The following is a 23,766-nucleotide window of genomic DNA, read 5'->3' as shown; positions in this document are numbered from 1 at the left end:
GGTGCGTCCTTATAAAAGTGGGATAGCGACGGTTTGAGAACCGGAAAGCGGCAGATATGTCTCAGGCCTGCAGCAAAGCGCGTGCGGCGGCGCGGGCTTCGTCCGTTATGGTGTCGCCTGCGACCATGCGGGCAATCTCATCCACCCGGTCCGGGTCGGCCAGCGGGATGACGGTGGACAGGGTTTGCCCGTCCGCAACCTGTTTCTGGACACGCCAGTGATGCGCGGCCCGCGCGGCCACCTGCGGCGAATGCGTCACGACCAGCACCTGCCCCCCCTGCGCCAGCGCGGCCAGACGGCGGCCAACGGCATCGGCAGTGGCACCGCCAACACCCCGGTCGATTTCATCGAAGATCATCGTGCGGGCGCTGTCATCACCGCTGAGGCAAACCTTGAGCGCCAACAGGAAGCGGCTGAGTTCACCGCCGGATGCGATCTTGTTCAGCGGTCCCGAGGGCGCGCCGGGATTGGTGGCGACGGTGAAGGCCACCGCATCGGTGCCTTCGGGGCCGGGATCGGCTGGTGTGATTTCGGTTCGAAACACCGCGCGTTCCATTTTCAGCGGTGCAAGTTCAGCCATCACGGCCGCGTCGAGTTGCCCCGCCGCATTCTGACGCGTGCTGCTGAGCTGGGCTGCGGCGGCATCGTAGGCGGCCTGCGCGGCCTCGACAGCGGCACGCCTGTCGGCAAGGTCGGCATCTCCGGCGTCCAGCCGGTTCAGACGCTCACGCAGGGTGTCGGCGAAAGCGCCCAGATCGTCAGGCGCGACGTCGTGTTTGCGGGCCAGCGCGCGAATGGCGAACAGGCGTTCTTCGGTCTGTTCCAGTTCTGCCGGGTCGAAATCCAGCGCCTGAAGGCAGGCGTTGACGCCATCCTGCGCTTCGCCCAGTTCAATCATGGCGCGGCCGAGTGCGGCGATGGGCTCTTCAAGCTGGCCGCCGGCATGGTCCGACACACCTTCAAGCCAGCGCACCGCGTCGGCCAAAGCGCCTTCGGCGCCCTCGCCCCCCAACAGGGCAAAGGCACGGGCCACGTCGTCGCGGATCCGTTCGGCCCCCTGCATCATGCGGCGGCGGGCGTCGAGTTCGGCATCTTCACCCGGCTGAGGATCAAGCTGATCCAGTTCCGACACGGCGTGGCGCAGAAACTCTTCTTCGGCGCGCATTGCGGCCTGCGTGCCTTCGGTCTCGGTCAGCGCCTTGCGGGCGCGGGACATCTGTGACCAGGCCGCTCGGACGGCGCTAAGCTGGTTCCCTGCCCCGGCATAGTCGTCCAGCAGAACACGATGCCCGCGCGGGTTCAGCAGGCCGCGGTCATCGTGCTGGCCGTGCAGTTCGATCAATGTCTCGGACAGCGCACGCAGCACCTCTCCCGAGCAGCGGCGGTCATTGACCCAGGCGGTTTTGCGGCCCTCGGCCGTGTTGACGCGGCGCAGGATCAGTTCTTCGCCGCCGGGCAGCCCGGCCTCGGCCAGAACGGCATGGGCGGGATGATCGGCGGGCAGTTCAAACTCGGCCAGCACTTCACCCTGCGCAGCCCCCTGCCGCACCAGTTCGGCGCGACCACGCCAGCCCAGAACAAAGCCCAGAGAATCCAGCAGGATCGACTTGCCCGCACCGGTTTCACCGGTCAGCGCATTGAGACCCGGCTGGAAGGTCAGTTCCAGCCGGTCGATGATCAGCATGTCGCGAATATCAAGGGCGCGTAGCATCGGGTCCTACTGTCCCAACCCTATGGTCATGGCGATTACAACCACTGCCCTTTGATCGATTGACGGTAAACCTGGCTGAGCCAGTTGTTGCCACGGCTCTTGAGTTTGAGGCCGCGCGAAGTCAGCAGGGTATAAGCACTGTCGTACCATTCCGAGGACTGGTAGTTGTAGCCCAGGATCGCACCGGCCGACTGCGCCTCATCCACCAGGCCCAACGACAGGTACGCCTCGACCAGACGATACAGCGCTTCGGCAGTGTGCGAGGTGGTCTGAAAATCCTCGACCACAACGCGGAAGCGGTTGATGGCGGCTGCAAAATGATCCTGACGCAGGTAATAGCGTCCGATCTCCATCTCTTTTCCGGCCAGATGGTCGAAGGCGAGATCGAATTTCAGCACCGCAGAGGTGGCGTATTCACTGTCCGGATAGACCTCAATCACCGTGCGCAGCGCCTGCAGCGCCTGAAAGGTCAGGCCCTGGTCGCGGCCCACTTCGTCGATCTGGTCATAGTAGCTGAGCGCCAGCAGATACTGGGCATAGGCGGCATCTTCGTCCGTAGGATAAAAATCGATATAACGCTGAGCTGCCGCCCGGCTTTCTTCATAGTTCTCGTCGGTATGGAACGCGAAGGCCTGCATGATCAGCGACCGTTTGGCCCAGTCAGAATAGGGATAGAGCCGTTCGACTTCCGAGAAATACCACGCCGCGTCGTCAGAACGGTTCTGCGACAGTTCGTATTCACCGCGCGTGTAAATCTGTTCCGGCGTGAAGCCTTCCAGGTTCTGGTCGCGGTCCGCGCCCCTTCTTCCGAAAAGTCCGCCATTGCCGCACGCTGCTAAAGTTGCTGCCAGAAGAATCGCCCCTGCGAACCTGACTGCCGCCTTGCTGCCCACCATTCCGCTCATCCTTGTCGTCTTGCTTAACGGGTTCTGACCCGGATTGTGCCATGGTCTAGCACAGAAAATTCCGGTGCAAAACGTCTTTAACGCTCTCTGTCGGAAATGTCGCCAGTGGTGATCCGCGGCATCTCGCGGACCGCCCAGATCAGGCGACTTCGGGGATTTCCGCCCAGATCAGGCCCTGACCGGGCAGTCGGGCCGCCTGTTCGGGGGTGCACAGCACGGGGCGCACGGCGCCGGGCGTCTCGAACAGCTTGCGCAGCAGCGTGTTGGTCATCGAATGACCGGACTTGTCGCCGGTGAAGTGGCCCAGAATCGGACCGCCTGCCAGATACAGGTCGCCCAGGGCATCCAGCATCTTGTGGCGTACGGCCTCATCCGCGCGGCGGAACCCGCCTGGTGTCAGAACGTCGGTGCCCTGAACAACGACTGCGTTGTCCAGCGTACCACCCAGCGCCAGGCCGTTTTCGCGCATGGCTTCGACATCGGTGCGGCGGCAGAACGTGCGGCAATCGCTGAGTTCGCGCGCGAACGAACCGTTGCGCATATCCAGCGTCTTGGTCTGGTTGCCAATCGCGTCATCTTCGAAATCGATGTGGAAATCGATGAACAGCCCTTTCGCCGGAGCGATCGAGGCGCTTGCGCCCTCGCGAGAGACGGTGACCGGTTTGAGCACTTCGTAAGCCAGAACAGGGCTGGCCTGACGGCGCACGCCCTTGGCCATGATGCCACGCACGAATTCGATGGACGAGCCGTCCATGATCGGAACTTCGGGACCATCAATCTCGACCAGCGCGTTGTGCACGCCGCAACCGGCAAGGGCCGCCATGATGTGTTCAACGGTTGAAACGGAAACGCCGGCCTCGTTCACCAGACGGGTGCAGAGCGGGGTCCGGTCCACCATGTCGTAGATGGCCGGGATCAGCGCATTGCCCAATTCGATATCCGTCCGCTTGAACCAGATGCCGTGACCGGCGGCTGCCGGCTTCAGGACCATCGTCGCAGGCTTGCCGCTGTGCAGCCCGGTGCCTGTAAACGTGACCGATGATTTGAGCGTGTGTTGCAAAACTGACCTCAGTGGGTGATGTCCAGCCTGCTTGGGCTGTGTTGGACACTCAGTTAAGGAAGCCGGCGATAAGGCTCAACTCACTCTTTGCAACCGATTGAAACATGGATGTTACAGATCGGCAAAACCCTGCTTACATTACAATAAGCACTTTATTTTAAACGAAAAAGGGCCGCCAAACGGCGACCCTTTGTCATCATTTTGTTACCGCGATCAGTTGGCCTGACGGCGCAAGAAGGCCGGAATTTCGATACGTTCCTGATCCGGATCTGCCTCTTCATGGGCAGGTGCCGTGGCGTCAGCCTGGCGCATGACCGGCTGTTGGCGGGCCGGTTGAGCGGGTGTATCGGCTGCATGACCGGTCATGCGGTCGATCAGCCTGTTGAAGCCGAAACGGGGCCGGTCATGAGCTTCCGCCCGCTGTGCGGGGGCCGCTTCTTCGACGTCCGCGCGGCTTGCCGCCATGCGCTGTTTTGCCGATGGCACGTTCTGAACAGCTGCCTGCAGTCGCTGCAGGGCCTCGGGGGACGGAGTGCCGGCAGCAGCGGCGCGCGGTGCGACAAAGCTTTCCGGCGCAGGTTCCGCAACCTCGGGCTGCGGTTCAAACTCGGCCACGCGCGGCTGATAGGCGGGCGGCGGCAGGTCATCATCATCCTGTTCCGCCTGCGGCTGGAACTGAGGCTGGGACTGGACCGGCTCGTCAGCCGCTTCGAACAGCGAAGGTTCGGGGTTTACCTCAGCAGGTGCCTGCTGTTCTGCGGCAACGGTCTGCGCTTCTTCCTGCGCCTGCTCTTCCGCGGAAACGGTGCGGGTCAGCGGTGCCGACATCGAACGACGCGCAACCGGAATTTCGGCCTGTTTGTCGGTTGCATCGATCCCGGTGGCCACGACGGACACGCGCATGCCGCCTTCCATCGCGGTATCGAGGGTCGACCCGACGATGATGTTGGCTTCGGGGTCCACTTCTTCGCGGATGCGGTTGGCAGCTTCGTCCAGTTCGAACAGGGTCAGGTCGTGCGAGCCAGTGATGTTGATCAGCACGCCTTTGGCACCCTTAAGGCTGATTTCGTCCAGCAGCGGGTTGGCAATCGCCTTCTCGGCCGCCTGAACCGCGCGATCTTCGCCGGTTGCCTCGCCGGTCCCCATCATCGCTTTGCCCATCTCGTCCATGACGGCGCGAACATCGGCAAAGTCGAGGTTGATCAGGCCCGGACGGACCATCAGGTCGGTCACGCCTTTGACGCCCTGATACAGAACGTCGTCGGCCATCGAGAACGCCTCGGTAAAGGTCGTCTTTTCATTGGCCAGACGGAACAGGTTCTGGTTCGGGATGATGATCAGCGTATCGACAACCTTCTGCAGCGCCTCAACACCGTCTTCAGCCTGACGCATCCGCTTGGCACCTTCGAACTGGAAGGGTTTGGTTACGACGCCGACGGTCAGCACACCCAGCTCGCGCGCGGCCTGCGCGATGATCGGAGCCGCGCCTGTCCCGGTGCCACCCCCCATGCCAGCGGTGATGAAACACATATGCGCGCCAGCCAGATGATCGACGATCTGTTCGATGCTTTCTTCGGCGGCGGCTGCGCCTACGGTCGGACGCGCCCCAGCGCCCAGGCCTTCGGTGACTTTCACACCCAGTTGCACCCTTGCCGAGGACTGGCTTTGCTGCAGCGCCTGCGCGTCTGTGTTGGCGACCACGAAATCGACGCCGTCAAGCTGTTTCTCAATCATGTTATTGACGGCATTGCCGCCTGCACCGCCCACGCCAAATACTGTGATCCGAGGCTTCAGTTCGTCGTGCCCGGGCATCGAAAGATTCAATGTCATGCTCTGTCCGCCTGTTCTTATAACCCGCCAAAGCGGTGTTTTTCTTACCTATCCGCCTTTAATTCTACCGGTCATATCCACAAACGTCACGTCAAAAATCGCAGGAATCCACAAAATATGGAGGAAATAAGGCAACCAGAGGCGGTATTTCGCGCGATCTGCCAGATATTGCGGAGCGGACGCAAGGCGCCACAAGGCATACGCAATTCGTGCCGCCAGCCAGAAGATGCGTCACAATCGGGTCCATTCTTGTTTTGCGGGTACCTGCTCGGGTCCTGCCGCCGGGCCTCTGTCGGGCCTTGTGGATATCTTGAGGGATATTCTCGGGCGCCGCAAGCCGATTTTTCAACTGACAGGGGCACTTGGACAGTTGAGGCTATCCTCGCTTATTCGGCGGACCTCCTGAATTTCACCGCCGATGAAGGTGGCCAGGCGCACCAGCAGCCGGTCGTGGTGCAGAAACGGCCACCAACAGACTGGCACCCCGTCCGTGTCATTGTCATAGAGGAAGCAGATCTGCCCGTTTGGCGTGGTGATCTGACCATAGACGCAGCCCAGGCCATTCTCGCGCCAGACCGAGGTGTTGCGACTTAAAAACTGCTCTGTTCCGACCAGCTGACCGCTGCGGATCTCATAGAACGTGACCGTCTTGCCGATGACCGCATCCAGAAACGCGTCGGGAGAGATGGCGGTCTGAGCGACCGCGCCGGCGGGCAACAGCAACGGGGCGATCAGCCCCCGAAGCAGCCTTCTACCAGTTGTCACGGAACCAGCGCACGGCGCGTTTGAAGGGGCGCGCCGCGTAGGTGTCGACCGGGATCTCGAAATCCCACCATTCGTCCTGCGGATGGGCGGCGAACAGGCTGAGGCCCACAGCAGACGAAAAGCTCGGCCCTGTGGCCGATTGCGGCAGGCCGTGAACGCGCAAGGGGCGACCAAGGCGGACGCGTTGACCCAGGATACGGGTGGCGAGGCCGTCCAGCCCCATGATCTGGCTGCCGCCGCCGGTCAGGACGATCTGCTGGCTGGGCATGTGTTCGAACCCGGCTGCATCCAGCCGCACACGGACCTCTTCGAGAATTTCCTCGACCCTTGGGCGCATGATTCCGATCAGTTCGGCACGGCTGACGGTGCGACGGTCATGTTCCCAGTCGCCGGTATCGCCACCGATATCGATCAGATCGCGGTCATCGGCCCCTGTGGCATGCACGCCGCCATTGAACGTCTTGATCCGCTCGGCCACTGCCGCTGGAACGCCGAGGCCCATGGAAATGTCCGAGGTCACGTGATCACCACCCATGCGCACGCAATCGGCATAGATCATGTGTTTCTTCATGAAGATCGACACGCTGGTCGTGCCGCCGCCCATGTCGATACAGGCCGCGCCCAGTTCCTGCTCGTCCTCGACCAGCGCCGAGATGCCCGAGACATAGGCTGAATTCGCTATCCCCGCCAATTCCAGGTCGCAACGTTTGATGCACCGCACGATGTTCTGAATCGCCACCGCATCAACGGTCAGCATGTGCATATCGACCGCAAGGCTCTGCCCCATTTGTCCCCGCGGGTCGATCAGGCCGGACCGGTTGTCCAGCGCGAAGTTCACCGGCTGGGCATGCAGAACCTCGCGCCCGGCCCCGTAATCGGGCACGTCGCAGGCGTTCAGCACACGTCCGACCTCGGCTTCGGTCACAAGCTGACCTTCCAGATCGACCTGCGCGTCCAGACCGTAGGAGCGCGGGTTCGCGCCCGAGAAACTGGCGATGACGTGATCAACGCGAATGTCCGCCATCTTCTGCGCCGCCTGCAAGGCAGTGCGGATGGCGCGTTCGGTTTCCTGCATGGCAGTGACTTCGCCGAACTGCACTCCGCGCGAGCGGGTCGTTGCGGCGCCGATGACACGGAACCCGGTCTGCCCAGCCAATGAGCCGATGCTGTTGTCATCGCTCAGCCGGCCGGTGCCGTCGAAGCGCAGCACCAGACAGGCGATCTTGGAACTGCCTACGTCCAGAATGGCGATGACGCCCCTTTGCATGGCTTGCCTGCGCATTTGCCGCATGGCCCGCTGGGACTGGTAAAGATCGGTCATCATTGTCGCTACTGCCCGCTACTCGTTGTCACTTTTGTATTCCACCAGTCTTCGCTGGCGGCTTTGGTCATTCGGATGGTCGGACGCTGACCGAGGCGCATGTCGACCACGGCCACATCACGTTCCAGAAGGTCCTGTACCTCGTTTACCGCCAATACCCGCTCGAGCGCGCGTACAGGGCGGTCGGTTGGCAGCATGATGCGCTGGCCACGATCCAGGACCAGGTCCCAGCGGCGTTCACCGATGCGTACCAGTCCGCGCACGCGGTCACCAAGGCTGCGCGCTGTGGTCAGGATCCGCAGCGCTTCGCCGACATGCTGATCCGCCCCCTGACCCGCGATCAGCGGCAGATCCGCATGATCCTTGCGCGAGGCGACCTGATCCACATGGGCACCAGTTTCGTCCAACAATTCGATCCCGTCGCGCGTGCGCCAGACGATGACCGGCTGACGCTCGACCACATCGACCTGAAGAATGCCGCCCGGGCGAATGCGGACGGTGGCCGATTTCACCGGGTCCAGTCCGGTTATGGTGTCGCGCATCTGTTCGACATCCAGATCCCAGGAACTGATCGGGAAGTCCAACGGCACGACTTCGCGGATGTCGTCGGACAGGCCCGGCCCCGCACCATCGATGGCCATCAGGTTGACCATGAATTCGGGGCGCTCCTGAACCGAGGTCTTGATGTCGGCGATATAGGCGCTGAGCGCTTCGCGCCGGTCTTCGGACGCGAAATAGAGCCCGACCGCCGCCGCAACAACGCAAACCGGCAGGCCCAGACGAACGCTCAGCCGGATGCCCGGTGTCAGCATCCAGCGCTGGAACCGGTAGCTGAGCCGCGACGGCGCGGGATCGGAGCGGCGGGCGTTGCGACCAAAAAACCGGGCGCCGCGCAGTTGCAGTTTCGGCTTGGCCTGAGGGGTCGGCTCGGCAGTGGCGAAATCGGCATCCGGCCCGGCCAGAGGCTTGCTGCGATGGATCACGGGTGCGCGGGTGGCGGTCAACGGTCGCATGAGGCGTCCTCCACCATCCAGGCGCAAAACTGGCCGAAACTCATGCCCAGATGCGCGCCCTGTTCTGGCGCCAGCGAGGTCGGCGTCATGCCGGGCTGGGTATTGGTTTCCAGCAGGAACAGACCATCCGCGCCCCGTGCATCGTCCCAGCGGAAGTCGGTGCGGCTGACGCCCTTGCACCCCAACACCTTATGAGCGCGCACGGCATAGTCCATGCACATGTCGAAAATGTCAGCCGGAATCTTGGCAGGCAGTTCGTGCGACGAGCCACCGGGCTTGTACTTGGCGTCGTAGTCGTACCAGCCTTCGGTCATGATCTCGGTTACGGTCAGGGCACGGTCGCCCATCACGGTCACGGTCAGTTCGCGCCCCGCCACATATTGCTCGACCATTACCTGATCCGGCATGTCGTCGGACAGTTTCGGGGGACCGTTGGTACCCTCGTGCACCAGATAGATACCGACGCTGGAGCCTTCGTTGTTGGGTTTGACCACATAGGGCGCAGGCATGACGTGGTCGGCTTCGACCTCAACCTTCGGGGCAATGATGCTTTCTGCGATGGGCAGGCCTTCGACGCGGAACGCTTCCTTGCTGCGCTGCTTGTCCATGGCCAGGGCCGAAGCCAGAACGCCGGAATGCGTATACGGGATACGCATCCATTCGAGCATCCCCTGCACACAGCCATCCTCGCCCCAGCGGCCATGCAGGGCGTTGAAAACCACATCAGGCCTGATATCCAGAAGACGCGCGTAAAGGTCGGGACCAGCGTCCAGTTCGACCACCTCAAAGCCTTCTTCCCTAAGGGCGGCTGCGCATTCGCGCCCGCTGCTGAGCGAGACCTCGCGTTCCTTCGAGGGGCCGCCCATCAATACCGCCACTTTGGGGTTTGTCCTGCTCGACTTACCCACTTCGTGCGCCTCAATGTCCCCGGACCTTATGTGGTGGTCCGTATCTTGTTTATGCCTTTGATCCGCCGCCTGAATTTGCCTGTTATGGTCTGACGGATGGGGCTTTATTCTGTCAGCGGATCACCGACCCGCATGATTTCCCACTCTAGCGTGATGCCGCTTGTTTCGTAAACCTTTTTTCGCACCTCCTCGCCCAGTCCTTCGAGGTCGGCGGCGGTGGCTGTGCCGGTGTTAATCAGGAAGTTCGAGTGCTTTGGACTCATCTGCGCCCCGCCACGTGTCGCGCCGCGCATGCCCGCATCATCGATCACTTTCCACGCCTTCAGGTCGTGGACGTCATCGGCCCGGCCTGTGGAGGAGAAACCGGCAGGGTTGCGGAAAGTGGAACCGGCGCTGCGATCCTTGGTGGGCTGTGTCTCGTCGCGCTTTTGCAACTGCGCCGCCATGCGCGCATGAAGGTCCTCGGGATCGCCCGGGGGGCCTTCGAACGTGGCCGAGACCAGAACCGCGCCTTCGGGCAGATCTGTCTGGCGGTAGCGGAAGTTCAGTTGGTCGGGCGACAGGTCCACAACACTGCCCTGCCGAGTCACGATGGTGGCCTTGCGCAGTACATCCGCCGTGTAGTTGCCGTAACAGCCTGCGTTCATTCGCACCGCACCACCGATGGAGCCGGGGATGGTTCGCAGGAAGGTCAGGTCGACCCCCGCGTCCGCCGCCTTGCGCGCCACATGCGCGTCCAGTGCCGCCGCGCCTGAGGTAACAGTGTTTCCCTTGACCGAGATGCCGTTGAAGCCGCGCCCCAGCCGGATCACCATGGCCCGCAAGCCGCCGTCGCGGACAATCAGGTTCGAACCGACGCCCATCGGGAACACCGGAACATCCGCCGGCAGGTCGCGCAGGAACGATTGCAGATCTTCAAGGTCGGCTGGCTGGAACAAATAATCCGCCGGTCCTCCGACACGAAGCCATGTGAGGTCGGCCAGCGGACGGGCCTCGGACAGGCGGCCTCGGGTCGCGGGGAGGGTTGTCATTCGGCTGCACGCGCAGCCAGGCTGCGCCCGCCGACCCCGCCCATGATCGCGGCGAATAGAAACGGAAGCACACCGGCGGTCAGCCAGACGAGCGGACCGAATGCCTGCTCTTCTTCGCCCGTTCCAACGCTGGCCAGCATCACGATCAGCACCAGCCCGGCGGCAGACGCCAGCCCAATCAGCCACAACAGACCGCGCAGTCCAATCCAGCGGCCTGCGGTGAACCCTGCGGCGGCACCAAGAACAAGGGAAATGAGCGGCAGATAGGCAAATGTGGTGATCGTCGCCATGGCGGACCTCGTGAAGTTGGCCGGTTATTCGTCAGCCGCCTTCATGCCCTGCATTTTCGCCTTTGTCCAACGGGTCAGATAAATCACCGGCCAGCGCAGCACCGACATGCCGGCGGCCAGTACGATCAGGCCGACCCATGGGCCATTCTGATAGGTCACAAATCCCAGGATCGGGATACCCAACGCGATCAGGAAATAGGCGCGGGTCCAGTGATTGTCCTTGCTGGGGATCATCGCCAGCACATTCGCGGCAACCCCCCAGAGAGCGGCGAGAGCAATGGACCAGTTCATTCCATGACCTCCCCGCGCACCCATTTGCGCCAGTAATAGCGGATCGGGTTGCGGAACATCGAGACAAAACCGCCCAAAGCCAGCATCGACCAAAGCCAGCCATGTACGTAGCCCAGCCAAACGATCAGCACCGGCGCACAGATCAGCAAAATGATACCCGGAGGGAATTGCAGCCGCATCGGCAACAACGCCACGATAGTAGCGCAGATCACCCAGAGCGCTGAGAAGATCATCGAATAATCCATTCGCCCCTCCAAGGACGCGCGGAAGCCGCCCGCAGCATATCACACTTTTGGGTTGTGCGCCAAATGAGCGCGGGGGTCAAACAGCTTGTTTTCGCTGCAATCTTTCGGGCAATCCATTGGCCCAAGCGCTGATTGTACCAGCACCGAGGCAGACGACCATGTCGCCTGGACGGGCCTGTTCCCGGACAAGGCGCTCCAGATCGTCCTCGCTCAGGATTGCACGGGAATGGCGGTGGCCATGGCGGATCAGGCCTTGCACCAGAGCATCGCGCGAGGCGCCTTCGATCGGGTCTTCCCCGGCCGCGAACACCTCGGCGATGGCGACCACGTCGGCGTCGTTGAAGCAGGTGCAGAAGTCATCAAACAGGTTCGACAGGCGGGTATAACGGTGCGGCTGGTGCACGGCGATGACACGGCCGTCGGTGGCCTGACGGGCCGCCTTTAGCACGGCGGCGATTTCAACCGGGTGGTGGCCGTAGTCGTCGATGATGGTGACACCGTCGACTTCCCCGACCTTGGTGAAGCGGCGGTTGACACCGCCGAAATTCGCCAGCGCCTCGCGGATTTCCGACGCCTTCATACCCAGATGACGGGCGACAGCCACTGCAGACAAGGCGTTCGAGACGTTGTGGTCGCCCGGCATCGGCAGGGTGCAACCTTCGATCACCTTATCTTCGTATTGCAGGTGGATGTCGAAATGCGCCACACCGCCCTTGTAGGTCAGGTTCACTGCCCGCACGTCCGCCTGCGCGTTGAAACCGTAAGTGCGGACGCGGCGATCGGTGATGCGGCCCACCAGCGCCTGCACTTCGGCATGGTCCGTGCAGCAAACGGCCAGACCGTAGAACGGCAGATTCGTGACGAATTCATAGAACCCGTCGCGCAGTGTGTCGAAATCGCCCCAGTGCTCCATATGCTCGGGGTCGATATTGGTGACGATAGCGATAGTTGCAGGCAGTCGGTTGAACGAGCCATCGGATTCGTCGGCCTCGACCACCATCCATTCGCCCTGCCCCATGCGCGCGTTGGAACCATAGGCATGGATGATGCCGCCATTGATGACGGTCGGGTCGAAATCGCCCGCCACCATCAGTTCGGCCATCATGGTGGTTGTCGTCGTCTTGCCGTGGGTTCCGGCGATGGCGATGTTGGATTTCAGGCGCATCAGCTCGGCCAGCATGTCGGCGCGGCGGACAACTGGCAGGCCCTGCGCACGGGCTTCGTCCAGTTCGGGATTGCCCGGCTTGATCGCGGTCGAGACAACGACAACAGCGGCGTTCTTCAGGTTCTCGGCGCGCTGCCCCACGAATATCTCGGCCCCCAGACTGGCCAGACGATCCGTGATTTTGGAAGCTTTCAGGTCAGAGCCCTGCACCCGGTAGCCAAGGTTCAGCAACACCTCGGCGATGCCAGACATCCCGATCCCTCCGATCCCGACGAAATGGATCGGCCCTACGTCCTGCGGCAGTTTGGTTGCTGGGGTCATGCGGTCTCCTTCTGCGCCAGATGTTCGACAAGGGCTGTCAGTCGCTCGGTTGCGTCCGGCGCCCCCGCGGACAAGGCGGCACGGGCCATTTTCTGCGCGGCTTCGGGGTTGGTCAGAACCGTGGTGATTTGCTGTGTCAGCGAGGCAACGTCAAGTGCATTTTCGGGGATCATGATCGCCCCACCCGCCTGAACCAGTCCGCGCGCATTGGCGGTCTGGTGGTCCCCTGCCGCGGCAGCAAAGGGGATCAAGATCGAGGGGCGGCCGATCACTGAGATATCGGCGACACTGGATGCGCCCGAACGGCTGATGACCAGTTGGGCATCTGACATGCGGCGGGGCACATCGTCGAAAAAGGGTTGAACATCGGCGCGAATGCCGTGGTCGCTGTAGAACGCGGTGACCCGTTCGCCATCTTCGTCGCGCGCCTGATGAGAGACGCGGATATGGTTGCGGATATCTTCGGGCAGTTCGGCGATGGCTCCGGGCACCATATCGCTTAGGATGCGTGCGCCCTGCGAGCCACCCATCACCAGGATCGACATCGGGTAATCACCCGGCGGGATATACCCTGCTGCGGCCCGATCCAGAACAGCAGCGCGAACCGGGTTGCCGGTATGGATGCCATGTGCACCTTCGGGCAGATCTGTGGGCCAGACGCCGCAGGCCACTTGTGCAACACGGGTGGCGAACAATTGGTTCACACGGCCCAGTACCCCGTTCTGTTCATGGATCATGCGGGGGATTTTCAGCATGGTCGCCGCACCCAACGCCGGAATCGAAGGATAGCCGCCAAAGCCCACGACCACATCCGGGCGGTCGCGCATCATCTGAAACGCCATCCCCGTTACACCGGCGGCGATCCGGGGCCCGACCATCGCCTTGGCCGCCAAGCCACCACGTGCGAAAGTGGCCGAAGATGCCTCGACAATCTCGGTCGCGTCGGGGAAGGCCCCGGTGTACCGGGCGCCACGGGCATCGGTGGACAGGCGCACGCGCCATCCTTTTTGCAGCATCGCCTCGGCCAGCGCCTGCGCCGGGAACATGTGGCCCCCGGTGCCGCCCGCCGCAATCAGAAGGTAGGGTTTGCTCATCAACCTCGTCCGCGCAGAATATCACCCAGTTCGCCCTGTGGGCGGGTGCGGGTAAACGCCAAAAGCATGCCGACCGCAATGCCGCCTGCAATCAGCGATGAGCCGCCGTAGCTGACGAACGGCAGCGTCATGCCCTTGGCGGGCAACAGGCGCACGGCAACGCCCATGTTGATCATCGCCTGAACGCCGAACATGCAGGCCAGACCGGTTCCGGCCAGACGGATGAACATGTCTCGTTCGCGCATCAGGCGCAGCAGCGACCGCACGACGATCAGTGAGTATAGCGCGATGATGATCAGCACCAGGATCAGGCCGTACTCCTCGGCCGCCACGGCGATGATGAAATCCGTATGCGCGTCGGGCAGCGACCATTTCACCTGCCCCTCACCGACGCCGACACCAAAAAGCCCACCCTCGCGGATGGCGTTGGTGGCATAGCCCAACTGGGTGGTCGGATCGACCTCCTGGTTGAGGAAACCGTCGATACGGCGGGCGAAGTGTTCCGAGTTCGAGTAAGCGAACATGCCGCCCAGAACCACAAATGCGGCCATCCCCACCAGCAACAGCATCGGTGCGCCTGCCACGAAGTACATAACACCCCAACCAAACAGGATCAGGCACGCCTGCCCGAAATCGGGTTGCATCACCAGCATGCCGACAATCGCCATGCACAGCGCGAAAGACCACAACCGCCCCGGCGGGCCGTTGATTTCCTGTGATGCGGCAAGAAGCCATGCAGCCACGACAACAAACCCGGGTTTCAGAAACTCGGACGGCTGCAGCGAGGCAAACCCGAGCGAATACCAGCGCACCGCGCCTTTGCCGAAATCGGTGCCGAAGACGGGCAGAAAGGCCAGCGCCACAAAGGAAGCCAGAAAACCCAGCACCGCCAGACGTCGCACCAATGTCGGCGACATCATCGAGGTCAGCAGCATTGCGATCAACGCCAATCCGCCGAAAAACGCCTGACGTTCGACATAGTGGAACGGGTCGAACCCGTTGCGCCCCGCCAGTGGCGGTGATGAGGCAAGCCCCAGCAAAAGCCCGATGACAAACAGGATCAGAACACAGGACATCGTCCAGCGATCAATCGTGCGCCACCACTTTGGTAGAATCGGTTCGCCGCGCTGGTCCTGGACCGCGCCATACACCATCTCAGTCATGAGATACCGCCACTTTCTGCCTCGTTCACGTCCCGTTTTCGGGATCTGATTGAGAGTCTAACGCGATTTTTGCGTTTGGGCCAGTGGAATGAGGGCGGTCAGCGGAATTCCCATCGCGAGAATGCCAGGGGCTCCGTGCCCCCAAGACTGTGGTGAGGGTGGAACTCAGGCCTCGGAAACCAGCGGCTTGCTGTTTTTCAGATGCCGCTTGACCAGTGTCCGCGTTTGCCCTCCGGTCCGCGGGATGATCCGCGCCATTTCGGGCGCATAGGTTTCGGACATGATCTCGGGAAACAGTTCTGCGATTTCGGCGGTGGCCTCTTCACCTATGCCTTTGAGGGCCTGTGGTCCGGTGAACAGGCTTTCCGACGGCGCCCCTTCGGCAAAAATCACCTCATGTCGATCAAACAGTATGTGGAAATACGTCACCTGCTGGTCGTCTTCTTCGATGGAAATACCAGGCATCCCAACCAGCTCGTGCGCAGGCACCAGAACCTCGGGCTTGGAAAACATTCTGGCCGCGATCGGGGATCGGACCAGCATCCGATGCTGCCGGGAGACTCGCAGGTCGTCTTTAGGCAGACCATTCCCAAGCGCACCCCTGGCGATCCGAACCGGCCGCAGCTTTGGCTTGACCCTCAGATCAATGCTGTCCAGTTCGCGCGAACCGATCCAGCGGATTATCTGGGGCCCATTGTCCAGGGTCGTGACCACATCGCCCGGAATCAAGGTCTCGATCCGGCGTGGACCATCAGGCGTCTGGATGCTTGTCCCTTCCACAAAGCAAGGGACAACAGTGTCGACATCGATGTCCGGGCCATTGTCTATAATGGCGGTGATGGTCAGCGTCGTGTTTAGGGGCGGTATGGTCCCGCCGATGAAGCCCAGAAAATACCCGTCCTCGCTGTCGACCCCGATCGAATTTCCATCCCCGTCGAGGTCATAGTCGAAAAGGCCGATCTGGTAAGTATTCGTGCCGTCCGTCACCGAAACGGTGAAATCCCAGAAGATGATCTCTCCGTTCAGGGTCTGGGTCGGGTCGTTGCCGGTCTCGTTTGAGATGTTGTCGCCATCGATAATCGTGGCGTCTGCGCCGTCCTGGATCGTGATCTGGCTGTAGGCCGATATCTGGAACGTGGATCCCACGACAGTGGATGAAGCCCCTGCATCGGACAATGTGCTGTCAGACCGAAAGGCACCATATACGTTCGTGGGCATGCGGCCCCTCCACCAAATTTATTAACGCAGACAAATAGTCACTTTACCGAAGAATTCGTAGGATTTGAGGCTCGTGCAGGTCAAGTGCCGCCGCGGGAAAACTTCGAAGTTGTGACCGGCAGGCAAGTCCTCGTCGTGCCGCCCACCTGTTGGAAAGGCCGAAACCAAAGAAAATGGGGCGTTGGAAAACATCTCGCCCTTGCGGTTGCGGGAAAACCGGGCCATGCGCTTGCACATGACCTTTGACACGATCATCCTTGGTGCCGGAGCCGCCGGCATGATGTGCGCTGCCCACTGTGGCGGGCGTGTTCTCGTGGTCGATCACGCCAAGGCGCCCGGTGAGAAAATCCGCATCTCGGGTGGTGGGCGCTGCAACTTTACCAACATGTATGCAGGGCCGCAGAACTTCCTGTCGCGAAACCCCCATTTCTGCAAATCGGCGCTGGCGCGATATACGCAGTGGGATTTTATCGATCTGGTAAACCGCCACGGCATCGCCTGGCATGAAAAAACTCTGGGTCAGCTGTTCTGCGACGGGTCGTCAAAGCAGATCATTCAGATGCTGCTGGACGAGATGCAGCGTGCGGGGGCCGAACTTTGGATCCGAACCGAACTGAAGGACCTGCGCAAGGCCGAAGGCGGCTTTGCACTGGATGTCGAGCGTGAAGGTAAACGCCTGAGCCTGACCTGCGCCAATCTGGTGCTGGCCACGGGTGGCAAGTCGATCCCCAAGATGGGTGCGACCGGGCTGGCCTATGACCTTGCCCGGCAGTTCGGGCTAAGGCTGACGGAAACGCAGGCGGCGCTGGTGCCTTTTACCTTTTCGGACGGCAAGTTCCGGGACCTGTCTGGCGTGTCCCTGCCCGCACGGTTGTCAAACGCGCGGACCAGTTTTGACGAGGCACTGTTGTTCACCCATCGCGGCCTCAGCGGACCATCGGTGCTGCAATTGTCGTCCTATTGGCGCGAAGGTGAGACGATCAGAGTGAACCTGATCCCGGATCTGCCGCTGTTCGACATGCTGCGGGACCAGCGGCAAAGTGGTGGCCGCAAGGCCCTGACCACGGAACTGGCGCGCCTCCTTCCCGCGCGATTGGTGGATTACCTGAAACAGTACATCTCGATGCAGGGCAATCTGGCGGATCAGTCCGATGCCGCGCTGAACGACCTGATCGCTGCCCTGTCCGACTGGGAACTGACGCCTTCCGGCACGGAAGGCTATCGCACGGCCGAGGTCACGCTGGGCGGAATTGACACCGACGGCCTGTCGTCCAGAACGATGGAGGCCAGGGATGTCCCCGGCCTCTATGCGATTGGCGAAGCTGTGGATGTCACCGGCTGGCTGGGCGGTTACAATTTCCAATGGGCGTGGTCTTCGGGCTACGCCGCCGGAACTGCAATCGCGGGGCGTTAGCCGACGACGTTGTACCCGCGTCCGCGCATGCAGTTGCGCACGATAACTTCCTTGTTCTGGTTTTTCGCGATGACATCCGCGCCCGCGCCGATCACCGCCCCGGCGGCGGCGGCCCTGCCCAGGTTGGAACTGCTGTCCTGAATGATGGCGGTCGTGGCGGCAGCACCCGCCGCGCCGATCGCCGCGTTGCCGGCGGTCGAGCCGTCAACGCTGGCCTGCGACGCCGCCAGCTGCTGGCATTGCGCCAGATCCGAATTGTAGTTCGGACCAACCGGGCCATCGATGACCGGTTGGTAATTGGCACCGGAGTTGGCGCAGGCGCCCACCAGAACAAGTGCGGGAACGACAAAAAGTGACTTGCGATTGAGCATTTTCGTGACCTCGTATTGATTTACCTGCAGGTAATACCGCCGGGGACAGTCTTCAAGCAGGCAGGGTCCAAGCCTGCCCGAACCGGCGGTCTATTGCAAACGCGGCTCAATCCAGCCGTTGGCGCACCTGCGCGGTGAAGTCATCTCCGCGCTGCTCGAAATTGTCGTACTGGTCGAAACTGGCCGCTGCCGGAGCCAGCAATACCGTTTCACCCGGCTGCGCGTCCTGCATCGCGCGCTCGACCGCCATGGCCATCGTGGTGCAGATTTCGGTCTCGACCTCAAGCTGCATGGCGAATCCTGCGGCCTCGCGCCCGATCACGTAGGCTTTGCGGACCTGATCCTTCACGTCGTTCAGGCCGGACAGGCCGCCGTCCTTTTCCAGCCCCCCACAGATCCAGCGGATGTTGCGGAACGCGCTCAGCGCCTTTACCGCGCTGTCCACATTGGTCGCCTTGGAATCGTTCACATAGGTCACATCGTTTGCTTCGGCGATGATCTGGCTGCGATGCGGCAGGCCGGGATAGCTGCGCAGGGCCTGCTCGATCATTTTTGGCGCAAGCCCCACTGACCGGCAGGCAGCATATGCGGCGCAGGCGTTCTGGTGGTTATGCGCCCCTGGCAGTCCCTTGATCCCACGCAGGTCGATTGATCCGGCCTGGCGCCCCTTGCGGTACTCCGAAAGAAACCCCTTGCGGGCAAAAACCTGCCAGCCCGGCCCGGTCAGCTTGCGCGCAACCGATACCCGGATGACGCGGTCGTCGGCAGGGCCTTCGGACATCTGACCGGCCAGAAACGCGCCTTCGGCCTCACCCACGCCGATGACCGCGCGATCCGGTCCGCCTTCGGCAAACAGGCGACGCTTGGCGGCGAAATACCCGCCCATGCCGCCATGGCGGTCCAGATGGTCGGGCGAGAGGTTGGTGAACACAGCCACATCCGGCGTCAGCGCACGGGCAAGTTCGGTCTGATAGCTGGAAAGCTCAAGCACCACGACCGAACCATCACCGCCGGGATCAATATCCAGCACTCCGCGTCCGATATTCCCGGCCAGCTGCGCCTCGCGTCCGGCCTCGGTCAGGATGTGGTGAATCAGTGCTGCGGTGGTGGATTTGCCGTTCGACCCGGTTACGGCGATCACACGTGGCGGGGTGTCAAAGTTGTTCCATGTCTGATCCGCGAATGACCGGAAGAACAGGCCGATATCGTTGTCGACCGGCACACCGGCCTCAAGCGCGGCCGCCACGACCGGGTTGGGTTCGGGATAGAGATGCGGAATGCCGGGGGAGACGATCAGAGTGGCGATGTCATCGAAGGCCCCATGACGCCGCAGATCGGCACAGGTGAACCCTTCGCCTGACGCTATGTCACGCGCCGTCGGGTTGTCATCCCAGCAGATCGCATCGGCCCCACCCGCCCGCAGCGCACGCGCCGTGGTCAGACCGGACCGGCCCAGCCCCAGAACCGCAACTTTCTGCCCTGAAAACCCTTTGACCGGGATCATGCCGCCACCCTTCCTACGACCTTCAATTGGCCGCCACACTGCGCAGAAGACCTGACCGAAGGCAAGGGTCCGGAAAGGCTCGCGCGGCAGCGCGAGCCGGGCCCAACAGGTGGCAGGCGGACCGCAGGTCCGCCGAACCTGGCGGGAGCGTTAGCGGACCTTGAGCGTCGCCAGACCGATCATTGCCAGGATCAGCGAGATGATCCAGAAGCGGATGACGATGGTGGGTTCCGCCCAGCCCTTTTTCTCGTAATGGTGATGGATCGGCGCCATCAGGAACACGCGGCGACCTGTGCGTTTGAAATACAGCACCTGAATGATCACGCTCAGCGCCTCGACCACGAACAGCCCGCCGACAACGGCCAGTACCAGCTCGTGTTTGGTGGCCACGGCAATTGCGCCCAGCGCCCCGCCCAAGGCCAAGGATCCGGTGTCACCCATGAAAACCGCAGCCGGCGGCGCGTTGTACCACAGGAACCCAAGCCCCGCGCCAAAGAGCGCCGAGGTGAAGATGAAAATCTCACCTGTGCCTGGCACGTAATGCACATCCAGATATTCGGTGAAGTCGACCCGCCCCACCGCGTAGGCGATGATGCCCAGCGTCGAAGCCGCAATCATCGCGGGCATGATCGCCAGACCGTCCAGACCATCGGTCAGGTTCACCGCATTGGCGGCCCCGACAATCACCACGATCGAGAAGGGAATATAAAAGATCCCCAGATTGATCAGCGTGTCCTTGAAGATCGGCAATGCCAGCTGGCTTTGCAGCATTTCGGGGTGATTCAACGTTGCCCAAAGCGCCGCCAGGGCTGCAATGATGATGCCCAGCGCCATGCGCATTCGGCCGGACACGCCTTGTGTGTTCTGCTTGGACACTTTGGCATAATCGTCGGCAAAGCCTATGGCCGCATAAGCCAGAGTGACGAACAGTACCATCCAGACATACGGGTTATCCCATCGCGCCCAGATCAGCGTCGATGTCACCAGCGCCCCAACGATCAGCAACCCACCCATCGTGGGCGTTCCGGCCTTGGAAAAATGCCCCTCTGGGCCATCATCGCGGATCGGCTGACCTTTGCCCTGCTTGCGGCGCAGCACGTTGATCAGCGGTTTGCCGAACAGGAAGCCGAAGATCAGCGCCGTCATGAAGGCACCGCCTGCACGGAAGGTGATATACCGGAAGAGGTTCCAGAAATCTCCTCCGTCCGACAGGCCGGTCAGCCAATACAACATAGCGATACCTTTCTCACGCGGTGGTCACGGGGGCAAACGCTCATGACCCGGGCGCGCCCACTTGCCCCATTTTGCGCAAACCGTCAACAATACGGGCCAGCGCCATGCTCAGCGAGCCCTTGGCCAGAACGGTGTCTCCATCCCGGACCAGTTCCGGCAGGCGGTCGGCCATCTCGGCGCTTGTCTCAAACCACAATCCCCGTTTTTCTGCGGGCAACGCCTGATGCAACGACTGCATCAGCGGGCCGATGCAATGGATCTGATCGACCTCGCCCATGGCAGGCAGGTCAGCCATACCGGCGTGCATGGCGATTTCCTGCGCGCCCAACTCCTTCATATCGCCCAGAAATGCGATCCGGCGGGAGCCGCGCGACGCGGCCAGTACATTCAGCGCCGCCTCCATCGAGGTGGGGTTGGCGTTATAGCTGTCGTCGAGCAGTTCGATATTGCCGCCTTCAGCCAATGTGACTTGCTCGCGCACACCGCGCCCTTTGACCGGCGACCATTGCCCCAGTCCAGCGATCGCCTGATCAAGGTCCACACCCATTTCGACACAAGCTGCCAATGCACCCAATGCGTTCATGGCAAAATGCAGACCAGCGGACCTGACGCCAAAACGGATCGTTTTGCCGCCCACCATTGCCGTTGCGGAAACCGAATCGACCTCCTGTGCCGCGCCTTCCAGAATGAAATCCTGCCCATCGCGGCCAAATTCGACTGTTTTCAGGCCGAGCTTCTGCGCACATTCCCGCAGGATGTGCGCGTGTTCGATGTCCGCATTGACGATGGCTGCGCCGCCTTCGGTCAGTCCCTCAAAAATCGCGGCCTTTTCCCGGGCGATAGCAGCTACCGACTCGAAGGCTTCGAGGTGAACCGCCGCCACGGTTGTCACCAGCGCCACATGCGGCTTTGCCTGCCGCGCCAGCGGCGCAATCTCGCCCGGGTGGTTCATGCCGATCTCGATCACCGCGAATTCGGTGTCGCGCGGCATCCGGGCCAGCGTCAACGGCACTCCCCAGTGGTTGTTGTAACTGGCAACGCTGGCATGGGTCCTGCCCTGCGTTTCCAGAATCGTTGCAAGCATTTCCTTGGTCGAGGTCTTGCCGACGCTGCCGGTCACGCCGACAACTTTCGCATTTGTCCGGGCGCGTGCGGCCTGACCCAGCGCTTCGAGCCCCGCCTGAACATCGTCGACGATCAGCAACGGCGCGTCGTCTGGCACGCCATCCGGAATACGCGAGACCAGCGCTGCGCCTGCGCCCTTCTCAAGCGCCTGCGCCACAAAGTCGTGCCCGTCACGCGCGGCCTTCAGTGCGACGAACAGATCGCCCGGCTGGATGGTGCGGGTGTCGATGGACACGCCGTTTGCTTCCCAGTCAGAGGTCGCACGCCCGCCGGTTGCCGCGGCTGCCTCAGTCGCTGTCCAGAGCGTCATGCCACCCTCCCGTCCAGTGCGGCCACGGCGATACTGGCCTGTTCCGCATCGTCGAACGGCAAAACCTGATCGCCGACAATCTGGCCCGTCTCGTGCCCTTTGCCCGCAATCAGCAGCGCGTCACCCGGTTGAAGCGCGTCGATGCCACGCAGGATGGCTTCGGCGCGGTCACCCACTTCGGTGGCTTCCGGCGCGCCATCCATGACGGCGGCACGGATCGTGGCCGGATCTTCGCTGCGCGGGTTATCGTCGGTGACAAAGACGATGTCAGCGTGATCAGCCGCAGCCCTGCCCATCAGCGGGCGCTTGGTGGCATCCCGGTCCCCGCCCGCGCCGACGATGGCGATCAGGCGACCCATGACATGCGGGCGCATCGCTTTCAGCGCCGTGGCGACCGCGTCAGGCGTGTGGGCGTAATCGACAAAGACCGCAGCCCCGTTTTCGCGGGTTGCGGCAAGCTGCATCCGCCCGCGAACCGTTGTCAGGTACGGCAGGGTTTCGAACACACGCTCGGGTTCATCGCCAGCCGCGATGACCAGCCCGGCGGCCAGCAGTACGTTTTCGGCCTGAAACCCCCCGATCAGGTTCAGGCGGGTCAGATGCGTTTTGCCCTGCCACGAAAACCGCAAATCCTGCCCGGTCGCGTCAAAGCGCTGGTTCATCAGGCAAAGGTCCGCATCGCCCAGCCCGACTGTCAGGACGGTCTGACCGCGCTGTTCGGCAATCCGGCGCACCTGGGCCCCCTTGGGATCGCTCAGATTGACGACGGCTGTTCCATCCTGCGGAAGAACCCGGTCGAACAGGCCCATTTTCGCGGTGAAATACGCCTCGAACGTTTCGTGGTAATCCAGATGATCCTGCGTGAAGTTCGAGAATCCGGCGGCCGAAAGGTGCACACCGTCCAGGCGGCGCTGCTCCAGTCCGTGCGAGGACGCCTCCATCGCGGCGTGGGTCACGCCATTCCCCGCTGCCGCCGCCAGACAGCGATGCAAGGTGATAGGTTCCGGCGTGGTGTGGGCCAGCGGCGCGGTCCATGCGCCTTCGACACCGGTGGTGCCGAGGTTCACGGCGGCGTGGCCAAGCTCGGTCCAGATCTGGCGGACAAACGTGGCAACCGAGGTTTTGCCGTTGGTCCCAGTGACGGCCACGATGGTTTGCGGCTGCGCGCCGAACCACAGGGCTGCGGCGCCTGCCAGCGCCTGACGCGGATCTTCGACAACAATCAGGGCCGCGTCCGATGCAGCCAGTTCGCTGGCCGCGATCTCAGCGCCCCTAGCATCGGTCAGGATGGCGGCGGCTCCCATGCGCAGGGCGAACTGGATGAATTCGCCCCCATGAACGCGTGTCCCGGGAAGCGCTGCGAAGAGAAAACCGTCTTTGACCTCGCGGCTGTCAACCGCCAGACCGGTGATGTCGGGATTCGCGCCGCCCCGCGCGGTCAGGGCCAGTTGGCTTAGTTTCTTTGACCTTGCGCCCAT

General features: G+C 62.2%; 22 protein-coding genes. 1 reads left to right on the top strand and 21 read right to left on the bottom strand.

Going from position 1 to position 23,766, the window contains the following annotated elements:
• Positions 1-61: 61 nt before the first annotated feature.
• The 16 genes from recN to ACR3EQ_RS00370 form a co-directional block, all read right to left on the bottom strand.
• Positions 62-1,711, bottom strand: a complete 1,650-nt coding sequence (recN, locus tag ACR3EQ_RS00445) for a DNA repair protein RecN (RefSeq protein WP_480489547.1) — start codon at positions 1,709-1,711, stop codon at positions 62-64.
• Between the two features lie 35 nt (positions 1,712-1,746).
• Positions 1,747-2,607: an outer membrane protein assembly factor BamD gene (locus ACR3EQ_RS00440; RefSeq protein ID WP_170615252.1), complete on the bottom strand. Its 861-nt coding sequence runs from the start codon at positions 2,605-2,607 to the stop codon at positions 1,747-1,749.
• A gap of 148 nt (positions 2,608-2,755) precedes the next feature.
• Positions 2,756-3,676, bottom strand: a complete 921-nt coding sequence (gene lpxC, locus ACR3EQ_RS00435; protein WP_170615250.1) for a UDP-3-O-acyl-N-acetylglucosamine deacetylase — start codon at positions 3,674-3,676, stop codon at positions 2,756-2,758.
• A gap of 213 nt (positions 3,677-3,889) precedes the next feature.
• Positions 3,890-5,506, bottom strand: a complete 1,617-nt coding sequence (gene ftsZ / locus ACR3EQ_RS00430) for a cell division protein FtsZ (RefSeq protein WP_170615248.1) — start codon at positions 5,504-5,506, stop codon at positions 3,890-3,892.
• Between the two features lie 345 nt (positions 5,507-5,851).
• A complete protein-coding gene (locus ACR3EQ_RS00425; RefSeq protein ID WP_480489546.1) occupies positions 5,852-6,271 on the bottom strand; it encodes a hypothetical protein in 420 nt (139 codons plus the stop codon).
• The gene (gene ftsA, locus ACR3EQ_RS00420) at positions 6,258-7,592 is read right to left on the bottom strand and encodes a cell division protein FtsA (RefSeq protein WP_170615246.1); all 1,335 of its coding nucleotides are present in this window, start codon (positions 7,590-7,592) and stop codon (positions 6,258-6,260) included. The genes ACR3EQ_RS00425 and ftsA overlap by 14 nt, the downstream gene beginning before the upstream one ends.
• An 8-nt stretch (positions 7,593-7,600) precedes the next feature.
• Positions 7,601-8,605 carry a cell division protein FtsQ/DivIB gene (locus ACR3EQ_RS00415; protein WP_170619697.1) on the bottom strand — a complete coding sequence of 335 codons (1,005 nt, stop codon included), beginning with the start codon at positions 8,603-8,605 and terminating at the stop codon, positions 7,601-7,603.
• Positions 8,593-9,513: a D-alanine--D-alanine ligase gene (locus ACR3EQ_RS00410; RefSeq protein ID WP_170615242.1), complete on the bottom strand. Its 921-nt coding sequence runs from the start codon at positions 9,511-9,513 to the stop codon at positions 8,593-8,595. Before ACR3EQ_RS00410 ends, ACR3EQ_RS00415 begins: the two co-directional genes overlap by 13 nt.
• Positions 9,514-9,617: 104 nt before the next feature.
• Positions 9,618-10,544, bottom strand: coding sequence for a UDP-N-acetylmuramate dehydrogenase (murB, locus tag ACR3EQ_RS00405; protein WP_170615240.1), 927 nt, complete (start codon positions 10,542-10,544; stop codon positions 9,618-9,620).
• Positions 10,541-10,834, bottom strand: coding sequence for a hypothetical protein (locus tag ACR3EQ_RS00400; RefSeq protein ID WP_170615238.1), 294 nt, complete (start codon positions 10,832-10,834; stop codon positions 10,541-10,543). The genes murB and ACR3EQ_RS00400 overlap by 4 nt, the downstream gene beginning before the upstream one ends.
• Before the next feature lie 24 nt (positions 10,835-10,858).
• Positions 10,859-11,125, bottom strand: coding sequence for a DUF2484 family protein (locus ACR3EQ_RS00395; protein ID WP_170615236.1), 267 nt, complete (start codon positions 11,123-11,125; stop codon positions 10,859-10,861).
• The gene (locus ACR3EQ_RS00390; protein WP_170615234.1) at positions 11,122-11,370 is read right to left on the bottom strand and encodes a DUF2484 family protein; all 249 of its coding nucleotides are present in this window, start codon (positions 11,368-11,370) and stop codon (positions 11,122-11,124) included. Before ACR3EQ_RS00390 ends, ACR3EQ_RS00395 begins: the two co-directional genes overlap by 4 nt.
• A gap of 76 nt (positions 11,371-11,446) precedes the next feature.
• Positions 11,447-12,856 carry a UDP-N-acetylmuramate--L-alanine ligase gene (gene murC / locus ACR3EQ_RS00385; RefSeq protein WP_170615232.1) on the bottom strand — a complete coding sequence of 470 codons (1,410 nt, stop codon included), beginning with the start codon at positions 12,854-12,856 and terminating at the stop codon, positions 11,447-11,449.
• The gene (locus ACR3EQ_RS00380) at positions 12,853-13,950 is read right to left on the bottom strand and encodes a UDP-N-acetylglucosamine--N-acetylmuramyl-(pentapeptide) pyrophosphoryl-undecaprenol N-acetylglucosamine transferase (protein WP_170615230.1); all 1,098 of its coding nucleotides are present in this window, start codon (positions 13,948-13,950) and stop codon (positions 12,853-12,855) included. Before ACR3EQ_RS00380 ends, murC begins: the two co-directional genes overlap by 4 nt.
• Positions 13,950-15,113 (bottom strand): putative lipid II flippase FtsW, encoded by a 1,164-nt coding sequence (ftsW, locus tag ACR3EQ_RS00375; RefSeq protein ID WP_170615228.1) that lies wholly within the window; start codon positions 15,111-15,113, stop codon positions 13,950-13,952. Before ftsW ends, ACR3EQ_RS00380 begins: the two co-directional genes overlap by 1 nt.
• Before the next feature lie 165 nt (positions 15,114-15,278).
• Positions 15,279-16,331, bottom strand: coding sequence for a Hint domain-containing protein (locus ACR3EQ_RS00370; RefSeq protein ID WP_170615226.1), 1,053 nt, complete (start codon positions 16,329-16,331; stop codon positions 15,279-15,281).
• A gap of 235 nt (positions 16,332-16,566) precedes the next feature.
• On the opposite strand from ACR3EQ_RS00370, the gene ACR3EQ_RS00365 reads away from it, so the two are divergent.
• Entirely contained in the window at positions 16,567-17,745 is a 1,179-nt protein-coding gene (locus tag ACR3EQ_RS00365) for a BaiN/RdsA family NAD(P)/FAD-dependent oxidoreductase (RefSeq protein ID WP_170615446.1), read from the top strand.
• Here ACR3EQ_RS00365 and ACR3EQ_RS00360 read toward each other — a convergent pair.
• The 5 genes from ACR3EQ_RS00360 to ACR3EQ_RS00340 all read right to left on the bottom strand — a co-directional run bounded on the left by ACR3EQ_RS00360 (position 17,742) and on the right by ACR3EQ_RS00340 (position 23,766).
• Positions 17,742-18,116: a glycine zipper family protein gene (locus ACR3EQ_RS00360; protein ID WP_170615224.1), complete on the bottom strand. Its 375-nt coding sequence runs from the start codon at positions 18,114-18,116 to the stop codon at positions 17,742-17,744. The two genes, ACR3EQ_RS00365 and ACR3EQ_RS00360, sit on opposite strands and share 4 nt — an antisense overlap.
• 106 nt (positions 18,117-18,222) lie before the next feature.
• Positions 18,223-19,620 (bottom strand): UDP-N-acetylmuramoyl-L-alanine--D-glutamate ligase, encoded by a 1,398-nt coding sequence (gene murD / locus ACR3EQ_RS00355; protein WP_170615222.1) that lies wholly within the window; start codon positions 19,618-19,620, stop codon positions 18,223-18,225.
• A 150-nt stretch (positions 19,621-19,770) separates the two neighbouring features.
• Complete coding sequence (gene mraY / locus ACR3EQ_RS00350; RefSeq protein WP_170615220.1) at positions 19,771-20,853, bottom strand: phospho-N-acetylmuramoyl-pentapeptide-transferase; 1,083 nt, start codon at positions 20,851-20,853, stop codon at positions 19,771-19,773.
• Positions 20,854-20,893: 40 nt separating this feature from the next.
• Positions 20,894-22,288, bottom strand: coding sequence for a UDP-N-acetylmuramoyl-tripeptide--D-alanyl-D-alanine ligase (locus ACR3EQ_RS00345; protein WP_170615218.1), 1,395 nt, complete (start codon positions 22,286-22,288; stop codon positions 20,894-20,896).
• The gene (locus tag ACR3EQ_RS00340; protein WP_480489545.1) at positions 22,285-23,766 is read right to left on the bottom strand and encodes a UDP-N-acetylmuramoyl-L-alanyl-D-glutamate--2,6-diaminopimelate ligase; all 1,482 of its coding nucleotides are present in this window, start codon (positions 23,764-23,766) and stop codon (positions 22,285-22,287) included. Before ACR3EQ_RS00340 ends, ACR3EQ_RS00345 begins: the two co-directional genes overlap by 4 nt.

Source organism: Ruegeria sp. AN11, from assembly GCF_056536005.1.
Note: the sequence above shows the minus strand (reverse complement) of the source record. Positions and strands in the feature narration are given on the sequence as shown.

Excerpts from the sequence above, each read along its gene's own strand:
- ACR3EQ_RS00340 (WP_480489545.1), bottom strand. The coding sequence starts at position 23,766 with ATGGGCGCAAGGTCAAAGAAACTAAGCCAACTGGCCCTGACCGCGCGG.
- ACR3EQ_RS00440 (WP_170615252.1), bottom strand. The coding sequence starts at position 2,607 with ATGGTGGGCAGCAAGGCGGCAGTCAGGTTCGCAGGGGCGATTCTTCTG.
- mraY (WP_170615220.1), bottom strand. The coding sequence starts at position 20,853 with ATGTTGTATTGGCTGACCGGCCTGTCGGACGGAGGAGATTTCTGGAAC.
- ACR3EQ_RS00360 (WP_170615224.1), bottom strand. The coding sequence starts at position 18,116 with ATGCTCAATCGCAAGTCACTTTTTGTCGTTCCCGCACTTGTTCTGGTG.
- ACR3EQ_RS00345 (WP_170615218.1), bottom strand. The coding sequence starts at position 22,288 with ATGACGCTCTGGACAGCGACTGAGGCAGCCGCGGCAACCGGCGGGCGT.
- recN (WP_480489547.1), bottom strand. The coding sequence starts at position 1,711 with ATGCTACGCGCCCTTGATATTCGCGACATGCTGATCATCGACCGGCTG.
- ACR3EQ_RS00395 (WP_170615236.1), bottom strand. The coding sequence starts at position 11,125 with ATGAACTGGTCCATTGCTCTCGCCGCTCTCTGGGGGGTTGCCGCGAAT.
- murB (WP_170615240.1), bottom strand. The coding sequence starts at position 10,544 with ATGACAACCCTCCCCGCGACCCGAGGCCGCCTGTCCGAGGCCCGTCCG.
- ACR3EQ_RS00390 (WP_170615234.1), bottom strand. The coding sequence starts at position 11,370 with ATGGATTATTCGATGATCTTCTCAGCGCTCTGGGTGATCTGCGCTACT.
- ACR3EQ_RS00400 (WP_170615238.1), bottom strand. The coding sequence starts at position 10,834 with ATGGCGACGATCACCACATTTGCCTATCTGCCGCTCATTTCCCTTGTT.
- ftsW (WP_170615228.1), bottom strand. The coding sequence starts at position 15,113 with ATGACTGAGATGGTGTATGGCGCGGTCCAGGACCAGCGCGGCGAACCG.
- ACR3EQ_RS00380 (WP_170615230.1), bottom strand. The coding sequence starts at position 13,950 with ATGAGCAAACCCTACCTTCTGATTGCGGCGGGCGGCACCGGGGGCCAC.
- ACR3EQ_RS00365 (WP_170615446.1), top strand. The coding sequence starts at position 16,567 with ATGACCTTTGACACGATCATCCTTGGTGCCGGAGCCGCCGGCATGATG.
- ftsZ (WP_170615248.1), bottom strand. The coding sequence starts at position 5,506 with ATGACATTGAATCTTTCGATGCCCGGGCACGACGAACTGAAGCCTCGG.
- ACR3EQ_RS00370 (WP_170615226.1), bottom strand. The coding sequence starts at position 16,331 with ATGCCCACGAACGTATATGGTGCCTTTCGGTCTGACAGCACATTGTCC.
- ftsA (WP_170615246.1), bottom strand. The coding sequence starts at position 7,592 with ATGACCGATCTTTACCAGTCCCAGCGGGCCATGCGGCAAATGCGCAGG.
- murC (WP_170615232.1), bottom strand. The coding sequence starts at position 12,856 with ATGACCCCAGCAACCAAACTGCCGCAGGACGTAGGGCCGATCCATTTC.
- murD (WP_170615222.1), bottom strand. The coding sequence starts at position 19,620 with ATGATCCCGGTCAAAGGGTTTTCAGGGCAGAAAGTTGCGGTTCTGGGG.
- ACR3EQ_RS00415 (WP_170619697.1), bottom strand. The coding sequence starts at position 8,605 with ATGCGACCGTTGACCGCCACCCGCGCACCCGTGATCCATCGCAGCAAG.